The organism is Phyllobacterium calauticae (assembly GCF_019991125.1).
Lineage (GTDB): Bacteria > Pseudomonadota > Alphaproteobacteria > Rhizobiales > Rhizobiaceae > Phyllobacterium > Phyllobacterium calauticae.
Genome location: NZ_JAGENB010000007.1, coordinates 90,390 through 103,512 on the forward strand (window position 1 = coordinate 90,390; position 13,123 = coordinate 103,512).

Annotated in this window: 11 protein-coding genes; 6 read left to right on the forward strand and 5 right to left on the reverse strand. The window is 53.8% G+C overall.

Annotated elements, in window-relative coordinates; translation table 11 throughout:
* Nucleotides 1-125 precede the first annotated feature (125 nt).
* The 3 genes from J1W56_RS21310 to J1W56_RS21320 all read left to right on the forward strand — a co-directional run bounded on the left by J1W56_RS21310 (nucleotide 126) and on the right by J1W56_RS21320 (nucleotide 3,866).
* Nucleotides 126-1,382, forward strand: coding sequence for a glycosyltransferase family 4 protein (locus tag J1W56_RS21310; protein WP_404928610.1), 1,257 nt, complete (start codon nucleotides 126-128; stop codon nucleotides 1,380-1,382).
* On the forward strand, nucleotides 1,382-2,626 hold the full coding sequence (locus J1W56_RS21315; RefSeq protein ID WP_223615300.1) for a glycosyltransferase family 4 protein: 1,245 nt from the start codon (nucleotides 1,382-1,384) through the stop codon (nucleotides 2,624-2,626). Before J1W56_RS21310 ends, J1W56_RS21315 begins: the two co-directional genes overlap by 1 nt.
* A gap of 61 nt (nucleotides 2,627-2,687) precedes the next feature.
* Complete coding sequence (locus tag J1W56_RS21320) at nucleotides 2,688-3,866, forward strand: glycosyltransferase (protein ID WP_223615301.1); 1,179 nt, start codon at nucleotides 2,688-2,690, stop codon at nucleotides 3,864-3,866.
* 18 nt (nucleotides 3,867-3,884) lie between these two features.
* On the opposite strand, the gene J1W56_RS21325 is transcribed toward J1W56_RS21320, so the two are convergent.
* From J1W56_RS21325 to J1W56_RS21345, 5 genes are read right to left on the reverse strand one after another with little or no spacing between them, the layout of a single operon-like run.
* Entirely contained in the window at nucleotides 3,885-4,472 is a 588-nt protein-coding gene (locus tag J1W56_RS21325) for an LbetaH domain-containing protein (RefSeq protein WP_223615302.1), read from the reverse strand.
* A 60-nt stretch (nucleotides 4,473-4,532) separates the two neighbouring features.
* On the reverse strand, nucleotides 4,533-5,825 hold the full coding sequence (locus J1W56_RS21330) for a hypothetical protein (RefSeq protein WP_223615303.1): 1,293 nt from the start codon (nucleotides 5,823-5,825) through the stop codon (nucleotides 4,533-4,535).
* Nucleotides 5,822-6,484, reverse strand: coding sequence for a YdcF family protein (locus tag J1W56_RS21335; RefSeq protein WP_223615304.1), 663 nt, complete (start codon nucleotides 6,482-6,484; stop codon nucleotides 5,822-5,824). The genes J1W56_RS21330 and J1W56_RS21335 overlap by 4 nt, the downstream gene beginning before the upstream one ends.
* Complete coding sequence (locus J1W56_RS21340; protein WP_288194551.1) at nucleotides 6,481-7,314, reverse strand: glycosyltransferase family 2 protein; 834 nt, start codon at nucleotides 7,312-7,314, stop codon at nucleotides 6,481-6,483. The genes J1W56_RS21335 and J1W56_RS21340 overlap by 4 nt, the downstream gene beginning before the upstream one ends.
* 22 nt (nucleotides 7,315-7,336) lie before the next feature.
* The gene (locus J1W56_RS21345; RefSeq protein ID WP_223615305.1) at nucleotides 7,337-8,506 is read right to left on the reverse strand and encodes an MraY family glycosyltransferase; all 1,170 of its coding nucleotides are present in this window, start codon (nucleotides 8,504-8,506) and stop codon (nucleotides 7,337-7,339) included.
* Between the two features lie 540 nt (nucleotides 8,507-9,046).
* Between J1W56_RS21345 and J1W56_RS21350 the strand changes: the two genes are divergently transcribed.
* From J1W56_RS21350 to J1W56_RS21360, 3 genes are all read left to right on the forward strand, one after another.
* Nucleotides 9,047-9,886 (forward strand): helix-turn-helix domain-containing protein, encoded by an 840-nt coding sequence (locus J1W56_RS21350; RefSeq protein WP_223615306.1) that lies wholly within the window; start codon nucleotides 9,047-9,049, stop codon nucleotides 9,884-9,886.
* Nucleotides 9,887-10,601: 715 nt separating this feature from the next.
* Nucleotides 10,602-12,623: a BTAD domain-containing putative transcriptional regulator gene (locus tag J1W56_RS21355; RefSeq protein ID WP_223615307.1), complete on the forward strand. Its 2,022-nt coding sequence runs from the start codon at nucleotides 10,602-10,604 to the stop codon at nucleotides 12,621-12,623.
* Between the two features lie 33 nt (nucleotides 12,624-12,656).
* The gene (locus J1W56_RS21360) at nucleotides 12,657-12,893 is read left to right on the forward strand and encodes a hypothetical protein (RefSeq protein ID WP_223615308.1); all 237 of its coding nucleotides are present in this window, start codon (nucleotides 12,657-12,659) and stop codon (nucleotides 12,891-12,893) included.
* The last annotated feature ends 230 nt before the right edge of the window (nucleotides 12,894-13,123 follow it).

The window sequence follows — 13,123 nt, forward strand, 5'->3', positions numbered from 1 at the left end:
AAGCCCCGCCAGGACCGCCTGTAGTGCGTTTGTTGATCTTGCTTGAGCGCGCCGCCACCTGCGAAACTTCATTCCTAGCTTTGCCTGCGGCCATACAAACGGCCCGGGCATAGGAAGGATCCGGAATGAGAATCGTCTTCGCAAACCGCTATTTCCTGCCCGATCAATCGGCCACAAGCCGCATGGTATCCAGCCTGGCGTCCGCGCTTGCGCACCACGGCTTCGACGTCACGGCAATTGCAAGCCGCACACTTCACGACCATTCGGGTGTCGTTCTTCCGGCGGAAGAGATGATCGCCGGCGTTGCAGTGAAACGGCTTTGGGCCACCCGGTTCGGACGCCATCACCTGGCAGGAAGGATCGTTGATTATCTGACATTCCACCTATCGGTTTTCATATGGTGCCTGAGGTATCTTCGCTCCGGCGACTTGTTTGTCGTTTGCACGGATCCTCCCTTGCTGTCGGTGACGACCGCCCTGCCGGCCTTGTGGCGCAACGCCAGGATAATAAACTGGGTTATGGATCTTTTTCCCGAAGTCGCCATGGAACTGGAGATGCTTTCGAGCAAAGGCATTCCGGGGAAAATCAGCAAGATGCTGCGCAACTGGTCTATGCGCAGGTCGACCATGATTGTCTGTCCGACCGAGATGATGGCGTCCTATTTGCAAGGCAGCGGCATTCCCGGCGATCGGATTCGTGTTATGCACCATTGGTCGGATGGCAGCGAAATCTATCCGGTTCCGCGATCAGACAATGGCCTGAGACGTCACTGGGGACTTCAGGATAAATTCGTCGTTGGCTATTCCGGCAACTTTGGGCGGGCACATGACTTTACCACCCTGATTGAAGCTGCAGTCCTGTTGAAGGACGACAGCGATATACAGTTCCTCCTGGTCGGGGGCGGGCAACAGCGGGCACGTATCGAGGAAATTGCCCAGAAGCGTCAGTTGAAGAACATCCTGTTCAAGCCATTGCAGCCTCCGGAAAATATTTCGGAAAGCCTGAGTGCCGCCGACGCCCACATTGTCTCGCTCATTCCCAGGCTTGAGCATTGCATTGTCCCGAGCAAGTTTTACGGCATTCTGGCAGCTGGCCGCCCCACGCTCTTCGTTGGAGCGCCCGATGGGGAAGTGGCAAATGTGATTGCATCAACCCGGTGCGGAGAGGCCGTTGAAATCGGCGAAAGTCAAAAGCTTGCGACCCTGATCGTCCAACTGAAAAACTCCCCCCAGCAATGCACCCAGATGGGGTGCAACGCCCGGGACCTGCTGGAAACGGTCTATTCGCGGGACAACGCAGTGCAGTCATGGTCCGACGTCATGTCTGCGTTTCAGCAACCGGGTACGGATCCGTTGAGGTCCACCATTTTTAGGTCAGCATGATGGGTGGAACAGTTGTCGTCAGTCAGTTGGGCGCGCGAATGCATTATGCCGTGCCCCGCATACTCGCCGCGCAAGGCCGGCTTGCTCATTTTTACACGGACATCTGCGCGACCGATAGCTGGCCCCGCGTGATCAACACGGTGCCCCGATCGATGCTCCTGCCATCCCTCAAGCGCTTGATCGGCCGCGTGCCCAAAGGTGTGGCACCAGACCTGACCTCTACCTTTCCCGCATTCGGCGTCATCTCGGCAATCCGCCGGCTCAGAGTTACAAATGTGATTGAACAGACAAAGCATGCCGTTTGGGCCGGCACCCATTTCTCACAACTGGTGGCATCCAGCGGATTTCATGGAGCAGCCGGCCTCTACGCTTTCAGCGGCGATGCTCTCGAGCAAATGCAAGCGGCCAAAGCACAGGGAATGTGGACGGCCGTGGAACAGATGATCGCGCCGCGCCAGGTCGTTGAAGAACTTGTTCAACAGGAACAACGCAGTTTTCCCGACTGGGCGGGGAAATATGAAGTGAATCGCTATGCGCAAACCTTCGCCGCACGTGAGAAGGCCGAATGGGCGCTTGCGGACATCATCATCTGTCCGTCCGAATTTGTACGCCGCAACGTCGTCGCTTCCGGCGGCCCCTCTGATCGATGCGTCGTCGTTCCCTATGGCATCGACTCTGAATTCGAAGACCGCAAGACCATTCGAACGGATGGTCCCCTGCGTGTGCTGACCGTCGGCGAGGTGGGGTTGCGCAAGGGCTCGCCCTATGTGGCCGAGGCGGCAAGGCTGGTTGGACCATCCGCACAGTTCCGCATGGCCGGGCCAACGATACTGTCGGCTGACATCCGGCAGAAGCTGGCTGCTGTGGTGGAACTGCGCGGCATCATACCTCGGTCGGAGATGATAAAGGAATATCAATGGGCCGACGTCTTCCTTCTCCCTTCGATATGTGAAGGCTCCGCCACTGCGATCTACGAGGCGCTCGCCGCAGGTTTGCCGGTCATTTGTACCGAGAACGCCGGAAGCGTCGTCAGGGATGGAATAGACGGCTTCATCGTTCCTATCCGGGATAGCAGGGCGATCGCAGACGCACTCCTGCGGCTTGCAAAAAATCCGGCATTGCGTGCCCGGATGTCGAGCCAGGCAAAGGAGCGGGCTTCCGAATTCACCGTCGAGCGCTACGGCCAGCGGCTTATGGACGTTCTGGCTCCCCGTCTTCAAAAACAATTCGCGGTGGAACGATAGGTATGGAAATTCACCCCATGCAGCCTTTGTCTGAATGGACACCAAGCAGGAGAGTTCCGATATGCGTATAGTTCATATCATTTCTTCCATTGATCCTGCACACGGCGGCCCACAGGGCGGGTGCATCCGTCTGGCAGCTGCACAGTCCAACCAGGGCCACGATGTTCATATCGTCAGTTATGGGGGCCCAGACATACAGAGGCGGGCTTTCAAAGCCGCAGATACTGTCCCGCATTTCGCTTCGATAAAGTGGCATTTGCTGGCAGATCCGGATATGAAAGAGCGCATTCTTTGCCTGCAGGGGCGTAAGCAATTGCAGACAATTCTGGACACGGCATCCTTCGTCCATGTCCACGGTGTCTGGGAGCCGTTGCTCAAGGTGGCGGCAAAAATCGCGCATGGCAAAGGCATTCCATATTGCGTGCAACCGCACGGAATGCTCGACGTGTGGAGCTTGAAACAGAAAGCCTTCAAAAAGCGGATTGCCTTGCTTTTGGGGTATCGCGCAATGCTGAACAACGCCAAATTCATACTGGCGCTGAATGCAGACGAAGCGCAACTGCTGAAACCGCTCGAACTCGTATCGCCCAATCTCATCATTCCCAACGGGGTATTTCTGGAAGAGTTCGAAGAGCTTCCCTCGCACGGGTTCTTCAAGGAGCGGTTTCCGTTAATCGGCAACAAACGCGTCATTTTATTTCTATCGCGGCTTCATACCAAGAAGGGGCTGGATGTCCTGGCAACGGCTTTCGCCCGCATCGCTAACTCCTATCCCGATGTTGATCTGGTTGTGGCAGGTCCGGATGGTGGCGCGCGCGAAGCGTTCATCAATCTGGTCGGCCAGTTGCACCTGAACGACCGCGTTCATTTGGTTGGCGGCCTTTATGGCAAGGACAAGCTGCGCGCCCTGGTTGATGCCACCTGTTTTTGCCTGCCAAGTCGCCAGGAAGGCTTCAGCGTCGCCATTCTCGAAGCGCTTGCGTGTGGATTGCCGGTGGTCATCAGCGACGCCTGTCATTTTCCGGAAGTCCGGTCAGCCCGCGCCGGCGCGGTTGTAACCCTTGCACCGGATGACGTCGCATCTGGTCTTTGCGATATTCTCAGCGATGCCGGAATGGCACATGCAATGGGTCGAAACGGCCGTCAGCTTGTTCGCGACCAATATACTTGGCCGCAGATCGCCGCATCGACGATCAATGGCTATATGGGGAGCATTCGTCCAACGCTGCCGGCCTCGTAACGCAGCATAGGGCGGGGTTCACACCGGACCGCCACGCCGTGGCCTGACCGGTTTCGCCGGATTGCCGACATAGATCGTCCACGGATCCAAGGCGCGCGCGGCCACGGCTCTCGCACCAAGGACAGCGCCCTCCCCGATGACGACACCGGGGCCGACAAAGGCCTCTGCAGCCACCCAGGCGTTCGCCTCGATGATGATGGATCGGCTGGTCAGCGGAAAATCACTGTCATCGACGTCATGGGTGCCGGTACACAAATGGGCACGCTGCGAGACGATCGCAAAATCCCCGAACGTTATTTCGGCGATATTGTAACAAAGCACGCCCGGCCCCATTGATGCGTGCTGTCCCATCACAAGATTGCCGGGCCACCAAATCCGCGCACTGCCGCGAACAATCGCCGTGGGGTGAATCCGTGCCCCAAAGCGCCTCAGCAACCAGATGCGCCAGCGGCTGCACGGAGAAGGGGTCCACGCGGCCAGCAGGGTCCAGCAGATCATCCAGCTCAATCGCATCAGCCGGAATCTCAGCGCGAAAGTCGCGCCACCGAAACGGGGCAATGGCTCTCCTGATGTATCCAAGGTTGTATCGGCAAAACGTGATCGCATCGCATTATCTCCCTTAAAACATTGCCTCAGCCGTTCAGCTGCCGATCCGACCATCCAGGCTTAGTGTGATACGACCGGGCGTAGATGCAGAGGCGCCGACATGACATGAGATTGCACAGGTGGCGCTTGGGATGCTGGACGCCGCGCCCATGCGAGGGCGGGCACCAGGAAAATCAGCATATGCACCCACACAATCAGCGCCCAATCCGTCTGATGGGAAATGGCATGCATGGCGGGGACGATCGACAGCATGTAGACAATCTGGGCCGTCGTCGCGCCGGCATTCGCGGAGACCCACAATCTTCGGACTATATAGGACAGAAGGAGAAATTTGAGGGCGCCAAAGTACCAGAAGGACTGAAAAGCGTCAGCCATTCCTGTTTCAGTAGTACCGGTCAAAGGATTGTACTCGCGCCCCAGAGAGGGAAGTGTTGCCATCAGCGCGGTTTTGAACTTGTCGCCAAAAATCTGCGCGGGAACATAGTTGAAGACAAGGCGATTCCAGTGGAACAAGCCATAGTCGAATTCCAGTGACATATCCGTGTTGTAAACGCGCAATATGGCATTGCGCATTTCCGGTCCGCCGTTCTTCAGCAGATTGTCGAAATTGGATGTGATATCGATCCGGGAGATATCCCCCCAGATGGGTCCCGAGTTGGCGCGTGTTATGTCGCGATAATCGCTCATCGAGCTCATCAGCAACATTCCCATCACAATGCCGATGATAGCGAATGCCCGCGGCACAACCCATGATCTCTGGAACCAGTATGCCAGCACGAAGATCGCAATCAGTTCTACCGCTTCAGCCCGCTTGCCAGTCACCACTATCCGGTCGAGATAGAATACGAGATCCACGGCAATGATGATGGCAGCCATCCAGGAAACGCGGCGTGCGAAACACAGCGCAGCGATAGCAAGGCCATAGCTCATGAACCGGGCAAAGAACAGCCATGCCACCGGAGCGCCGCTCATCTGCACGCCGACAGAAACGTCTCCGGGCAATCGGCTCAGTTTGTAGTAGAAATATGCGCCCGTAACCGACAGAAGCAATGAAACAATCAGGAGCTTCCTCTCTTCAAAGGACTGTTGAAGGAAGCGAAGCGGTTGCGCATTCTCCGACCATCCGAGCCAGCACATGATGAGGCAAAGAATCGAGAATGCTATCGTCTTGACATAAGCCCCTTGCGGCAGGAACGGGTCAGCGGCGAGCGCTGGAATCTGCGGCAGGATAAAGCTGAATGTGATGACGCCGACCAGAAACGGAAACTGGTAAAGCCTTTCGCGCTGCAGGAGGCCCCAGCCGATCAGCCAGAGAACGGTAGCGAGCATCAGCCATGTGAAAAGCCAGTTCATGCCAGCATTCCCATGGCAAAGGTCCGGGCATCGCGTTCGCCGCGATCTTTCCACAACGAAGAACGCAACACATACCAGAGGCTCTTCGGGTACTCCTTGAAAATCTGAATACCGTCCTGCTCGACCGCGATCCGCCACATGGGAGCGTCCGGCTCAACCGGAACCGATTGCCATTGGATATTGAACGCGATCTGTTTGAAACTGTTTAGCGCGCGGCGGGAATGAAACCAGCTGGTGACAAGAATAGCTTTACGCACCTGCATGCGTTGCAAGATGGGATTGGAGAAAAGCGCGTTCTCCCACGTGTTTCTTGACTGGCACTCAACCGTGATTGATCCGGCATCGACGCCAAATTCCAACAGGGATTTGCGTATCCAGTAGCAATCCCCGTCGCCGGTTATCAGAATTTTCTGCGCCATGCCAGCCTGCCACAAGCGCGCGGCCTGCGCGGCGCGAGCGGGCCCGTCTCCACCCAGAACAACAATAATGTCCGCCTGGGTTGCCGGGTTGCGCACGCTCAGCAGCGTGTTGGCGAATACAATTGCCAGGGGATAGCTGCACAGGGCAAACAGTCCCAGGAAAAGGATGGCGGCGAACCTCCAGCGGCGAACCAGACCACCGCGTCGACGCTTCGAGATGGAAGCTGGCAACGGCGTCATATCGAAAGACCATGTTCGCGGCGGCGCTGCTCCTGAATCTTGATCACAATCATATACTCGTAAGCGGCGATAAGCCGGCAATAATGGTAGCCTTGCCAGCCATCCAGGAATCCGCCTCGCAACAGATACATATAGACAAAGCGGGCCGCTGGACGGAACGGCACCCGATAGGACAGTTCCTTGAGCGCTCTGCGGCGAGCTTCAGGAGCCGGGCTGAAAAAGTCCTTCCATGGGATGCCTCTGTCGCGCAGGATCTGCAGCGACTCCTTCGCCTCAAAGCCGGAATACCTGTTGTGTTTGTCAAACCAGGCAGTCAGGCCCTTGCTGAAACTGTAGTGGATGAAATGGGAGTTCAGCCGTCCCGTCGGACCGTCACCCACGCAACGCGAATGGCACTCGCGCTCATATCTCACCCGCTCCGGGCGGCACAACCGCGTTATCCATGTCGGATAAAGACTGCTGTGCTTGACCCAGCGTCCCATGAACATGTTCTTGTAGCGGACGCGGAACAGCGCCTCCGGCCGGTCTGGATCACGCGCTATCGCCAGCATTTCGTCGCGTAGATCATCAGGCGTAATTTCGTCCGCGTCCGGCATGTAGACCCACGGATGCTTGAACTCTATTTCCTTGAGACCGTACATGCGCTGCCTGGTTTCAGTTTCATATTTGTGCTGATAAATCCGCGCGCCCGCCTTTCGGGCTATTTCGAGCGTTTGATCGGTGCTGAAGGAATCCAGAATGACGATGTCGTCACACCAGGACAGTGATGCCAGACAGGCCGGAAGACTTGCTTCCTCATTTAGCGTCATGATCAGGACAGATACTGACACGTGAACACTCCATTCGTAGGTGCTAAACCGGATCCGACAATATGCCGGGTTTCGGCTGCGCCGATTGATGATTTGTGCCGAAGTTCTTGCTCGCCTCCGCGCGGAGAAGAACTGGCGAAACAGGATTGAGCTGGCCCATTGTTACCGGACGCATACGGACGGTGTTGCTGGTGCCATTCGACACGAAGACAAACGCCGAATGAATGATGACCGGTATGAACAGTCCAAATGTCATGAGGTAATTGGAGGCGCCCAACAGAATACCGACGGCCCCGACGCCACCGCAGATCGCAGACGATGCCACAATGATGTTTGTGGTCATCGCGTGGGAATGCGACCTGTCCAGCAGCAAGTGATGCAGATGCCAGCGATCAGCCGTTAGCGGATTACGCCCCGCATGCAGCCTTCTCACGATAAGACTGATGGTATCTGTGACCGGCACAATGACGATCCAGAGCAAGACAGGAAAGGCAATTTCGCTCTGCCGCGACAAAGTGATGATCAAATAGGCAATGGCTGCACCCAGCGCTGTACTGCCGGCATCGCCAAGAAATATTTTGGCCCGTGCCGACCAGGGGCTTCGCATGTTGAACAGGAGAAAACCGCAAACCGCGGCGAGAAGAACGAGGCCGGAAACGCCCAGTTCTCCAAGCCCCTTATAAAACGAAAGCAGACTTATCCAGAAAAGGGCAGCTGCGGCACAACCACCTGCAAGTCCATCCACGCCATCAATCATGTTCCATGAATTGACCAGCCCAATAACGAACAGAATAGCAATGATTGTGAGGACAGGCAGCGCTGAACCAATAAGTGCCAGCGGCAGCATGTTTGCTACATAGATACTCGGTGCCGCCAGCGGGATTATCAGAATGGCGCTTGCCAAGAATTGCACAACGAGCCGCGTTCGAGCCGAAAGTTCCGTTCGATCGTCCATCACGCCGATGCCCAGGATTATCAGAATCCCGATCCAGAAACTGACCGGAAAAGGCGCTACGCCTCGGGAGAAAAGACTGACCAGAAAAAATGCGGAAAATATCGCGATCCCGCCGCACAACGGAACAACGTTTTCGTGTTGTTTTCGGCTATCCGGATAATCGACGAGCGCCAATGTATGGGAAGCCTTTTTGAGAAATCCTATAAGCAATACCGTCATTGACAGCGTTGCAAGACAGCTGGTGAACCAGAACAACAAGGTCTACCCCCACTTGGTCGTGCATTCACCAATGCCAAGTGTCATCACCTTCATTGTTGACGTGAATGCTTTTCCCGAAAAGGTAGCGCGACGCTCGAACCAATTCCATTTAGGAGAAATGACGAGAAGGTCCGCCTGAAGTATGAGGTGGCATGGACCTTTTGAGTACGGTCACAAACATGGGTGCTATCATTTCTGCCCGGCACCGCATTTCCTTCACATACTTCGCGAGCAAGGCCTACTAAAGCTTTGGTATAACAAGCCTATCAGACTATATTTTCCCTCCAGGTAAAAACTTTGAACTACCGGGACTATGACCTCGGCCTGAATAAGCAAACTATCTGGCCTATCTGAAACAGATCCAAATAATCAATCTTCGTAGTCAAGTCACGCCCGCGTCACTCTCAAATAACTAAGTTAATCTTTATTAATGCCATATGGGCATTTCCACGTAGATCAATCTTATTGATTACTTGGATAAAAAATAACAGAAAAAACAAAAAACTTGCAGGTCTATTCCTGCCAAAAATGGGGGCAAGTATGAACGGTAATGTACCTTTTAATTTAAGTGAATGCGTGAACTACGAACCCGGAAAGAACTTTGAAAGCAAATCTGAAAATGCCATCTTCATTTATGCTGAAACGGGGGTCGTCTTTCAAGGACTTGTGAAGTCATTGGAAAGAACATTCGCTGATATTCGGATAACACTGTCGAGTTTTCTACCGGATTCCCAGGACCCCGACATGGGCGTTGGATTGGTCCTTTTGCAGACCGAGCTGATCACCGACCTCCCGGATTGCATTGAACGCTGCAGGACATGTTTTCCGAATGCATCCATCACGCTCATGATCAATGGCGACGGATTTGCATCGCAGGGGTTGAATAGGTTGTTCTGCGACCGAAGAATCCAGGGCCTGCTTCCGTTCACCTTGAAGCTCGACATCTGGCTGGCTGCCATATGGCTGCTGCTCAATGGCGGCGAATATTACCCATACGGTGCCATGCAATCGCTGGAAAAACTGGCGAAGGACGGCCACGCCCGCCATCAACAACCGTCACTCGTGGAGGGTAAAAGGGGACCGATGTCCGGCACCAAGCCAATCGATACATTGACGTTGCGCGAACATCAAATTCTCGAGCTTCTCTCCGAAGGGCTGCAAAACAAGACCATCGCTGACCGGCTCAGCCTTTCCGACCATACGGTCAAGGTCCATGTTCACAATCTCATTCGGAAGCTCAAGGTACACAACCGTACACAGGCCGCGGCAGTATACCGTAATCACCTTGATCATGAATCTCTGCAATCGGCTTTCAGCCGCAATACCGAGCGGGCCTTCAGCCGCAATACGGAGATAACGGAATTAATGATCAATATCTGAAGCAGAGCGCCGTGAAACGACCTGTCTCAGAATGACATGGCGCTCTTCGGATTGTTCGGCCCAACCGAACCCGTCCCCACGCAACGAATGTCGGATGTTGCCTTATGAACCTGCTTTCTCCGCCGGCGGCGGGCCGTCAAACGACCCCAACCATCGACATTGTGCATGCCCTGTGCCGCGGCCGGGCCATGCACAATGTCGATGCGAGTTGGATGCGCGGGCTTGGCGCGCACTCGTCAACGGCGATACGCACAGACGCGGAATACTCCACAACATTGCCGACATCACTCAATATAAATATATTTCACAGTATATTTGGTATATAAACACTATATTTGGTATTCACATATTTATGGAAAATCATAAATATGTGAATACCAAATAATGTAAAAATAAAATACAATGAATCAATAAAATTGACTCATTTATAATTGATTCGTTATATCACCCATTCGCGCCATGTTCGAAGCAATCCAAGGCCGAACGCATTTTATATCAAAATCAACCATTTCGGGGTAATTTTAAGCTCAGCATACATCATTGGGTGAAATGGCGACCGCCCTGCTTAATTCCAATTTATTACGACTTAGGTTGATAATTACTATAGAGAACTACTGCAACCTATAGTAGATTTGATTGTGAGGACAGGAAGTAAACAACAATAATACGCATCTCTAATCATAAATAAGGGTGACATACGGGGGCTTTAGCCATCATGCGGTTGACGGTTTTAGGAGAGGCTACGGTTAGTATCGGCGGGCACTTGGTCCCGCGCGCACCTACGAACTTCCTGCGCATTGTCACCTACATCCTCCTGGAGAGCAACTGCCACTCGGTATCTCGCGCTAAGCTGGCACAAACACTCTGGTCGGAAACCGACCAGGCCCATGCCAGCATGAACTTGCGTCAAAGCCTCGCGCGCATTCGCAGATTTCAGGAACAATTCGGCATCACCCTGATTGAGAGCGATGCTGCCTATGTCAGGCTCAATCTAGCCTCCGTCAGTCAAGGCCTTCTCGAAATAGACCTTGTCGAGTTTTTCAACTGCGCCGAACAAGGGGGGCCAGAATCCGCCCTCAAGATCTCCGAACTTTATCATGGCGATCTTCTGGCTCAGAATGAGCCAGACAACTCTGATTTCGACGAATGGCTGGATATCAAGCGCGCTAAACTTCGTGACGACGTGATCCTTACTCTGCGGTCCAGTCTTGATCTGCCGCATTTCAACATTGATGAAAGGCGGCAATGTGCACGCAAGCTGATCGAAATCGATCCCTACCAGGAGATCGGCTATCGCACGCTCATGCAAACTGCATCCCAACTTGGGATGATCACAATGATCGAGAGAACCTTCCGGGAATGTGCTAAAAAATTACGCGATGACCTGGATATCGATCCAGAGACCGAAACAATCGAGCTTTACCAGAAGCTGCATTCGAAACGATCTCTCAACCTGCCGCAAGTTGTCAGCCATGCACCGCTACTGGGGTCCTTGTCTCTCAATGATGTGGACCATCACCGGTCGTATTTTCTTCAACCGTCAAACGCGCTCGAATTATCGAAGCAACCCATACTGCCAAAAATCATTGTATTGTATCTGCCGCAAAGCCTTGCAGACCCCATGGAGCAATTGGCCGCTTCTCTGGTCGACGATATCACGATAGGACTATGCCGGTTGCGCACACTGTCAGTGGTTGCGCCCTATACGTCCATCCGGGTTGTCACGGAATCCAGCATCAATGGCTTTTCTGACCTTCACGAACAACTGGGCGTGGACTTTGTTTTCGACAGCAGGCTCATGCGCGGCGATGGCTTTTGTTTCCTGTCGGTAAAACTCATCAACACGCGTACGCGGGAGATCGTCTGGGCGGAAAAGCAGAAATTTGATTATACATTGCCCGAACAGCAGTATCGCCATCTGTCCATGCGCATCGTTCTATCCATCGTTTCCACCATCGAAAGAGAAGAGCTGGATCGCTACAACAGGCTGATTCAGAATCCCGATGCCTATTACTGGTACCTTGTCGGCAAGAGAGAGATCGACAGCCTGGATCTTACAAAAGTCCGCACGGCGCGGGACGCTTTCAAGAACGCCTTGACCGCAGCGCCAGACTTTGTGCCGGCGCTGAGCGGTGTCGCGCGAACGATGCAGCGCGAATGGCTTGTGCTGGCGCGCAACGAAAAGGATATTCTGCTTGAGGGTGAGCAGATCGCCAAGAAAGCCGCGCCAAACGACCCGGATGACGAGCGGCCTTTGCGTGAGCTTGGCACCATCAATATGTATCTTGGCAAGTATGACGAAAGCCTGGAATATTTTGATCAGAGCGAAGCGCTCAACCCGCAACACGCTGACCTTCTTGCCGATTATGCCGATGCCTTGACCCATTCCGGCGAGCTTGAGTTGGCGCTCAGCAAAATCCAGCATGCGATCGCTTTAAACCCGCTGGCGCCGGATTATTACTATTGGGTCGGCGCAGGCACCTTTCACTATCTCGATCGCTATGCCGAGGCCATCGCGTTCATTCAGAAGATGAAAAATCCGCGAGCGGCAGCCCGTTTGATGGCTGCATGCTGCGCAAGATTGGGTGAACACGAACAAGCCGCAGAATACAGAAACTATGCTCTGCAAGATAACCCGTCGTTCCGAATTGATGAATGGGTAAAGTCGATGAGCCTCAGAGTGCCTGCCCACCGTAGGATGTATGAAGAATCCTTACGCGAAGCGGGATTCCAGTGACAAAACATCCAATCCAAACAGGGGAAAACATGCATGGAAAAGTATTTTATCATCGGGGAAGCCGGGACTGATGAACTTTGGCTTGTTAACACGACCGAAAACCGTGTTGAGAAGTTGAGCGGCATTGCCGCAGGACCCGTTATCGAAACAATCAATACAGCACGGAAAAACGGATTGACGCTCATCAAGGGCATAAGTATCGCGATTGCCACAAATAGCCGAACGGGCGCGGATGTGAAAATGTCAGTTACCGACCCGACAGTTAAGTAAAATAGAAATGTCGTTGGATAAGAAACCTCATCAATAATAATGAATTGATCTAGAAACGAATCAACGTACGGTTGCTATGTGGTTCTCCTTCATGGAAAGGTTACTCGCATGGCAAAGTTTTACATTATCGATGAGCCCGAGACCGATACGCTTTGGCTGGTCAATCTGGAAGAAAAAACCGTTGAGAGTCTTGATCGGAGCATGATTGAATGCTCTGGATTGGCCGGGTA

Excerpts from the sequence above, each read along its gene's own strand:
- J1W56_RS21315 (WP_223615300.1), top strand. The coding sequence starts at position 1,382 with ATGGGTGGAACAGTTGTCGTCAGTCAGTTGGGCGCGCGAATGCATTAT.
- J1W56_RS21350 (WP_223615306.1), top strand. The coding sequence starts at position 9,047 with ATGAACGGTAATGTACCTTTTAATTTAAGTGAATGCGTGAACTACGAA.
- J1W56_RS21330 (WP_223615303.1), bottom strand. The coding sequence starts at position 5,825 with ATGAACTGGCTTTTCACATGGCTGATGCTCGCTACCGTTCTCTGGCTG.
- J1W56_RS21320 (WP_223615301.1), top strand. The coding sequence starts at position 2,688 with ATGCGTATAGTTCATATCATTTCTTCCATTGATCCTGCACACGGCGGC.
- J1W56_RS21325 (WP_223615302.1), bottom strand. The coding sequence starts at position 4,472 with ATGCGATCACGTTTTGCCGATACAACCTTGGATACATCAGGAGAGCCA.
- J1W56_RS21355 (WP_223615307.1), top strand. The coding sequence starts at position 10,602 with ATGCGGTTGACGGTTTTAGGAGAGGCTACGGTTAGTATCGGCGGGCAC.
- J1W56_RS21335 (WP_223615304.1), bottom strand. The coding sequence starts at position 6,484 with ATGACGCCGTTGCCAGCTTCCATCTCGAAGCGTCGACGCGGTGGTCTG.
- J1W56_RS21360 (WP_223615308.1), top strand. The coding sequence starts at position 12,657 with ATGGAAAAGTATTTTATCATCGGGGAAGCCGGGACTGATGAACTTTGG.
- J1W56_RS21310 (WP_404928610.1), top strand. The coding sequence starts at position 126 with ATGAGAATCGTCTTCGCAAACCGCTATTTCCTGCCCGATCAATCGGCC.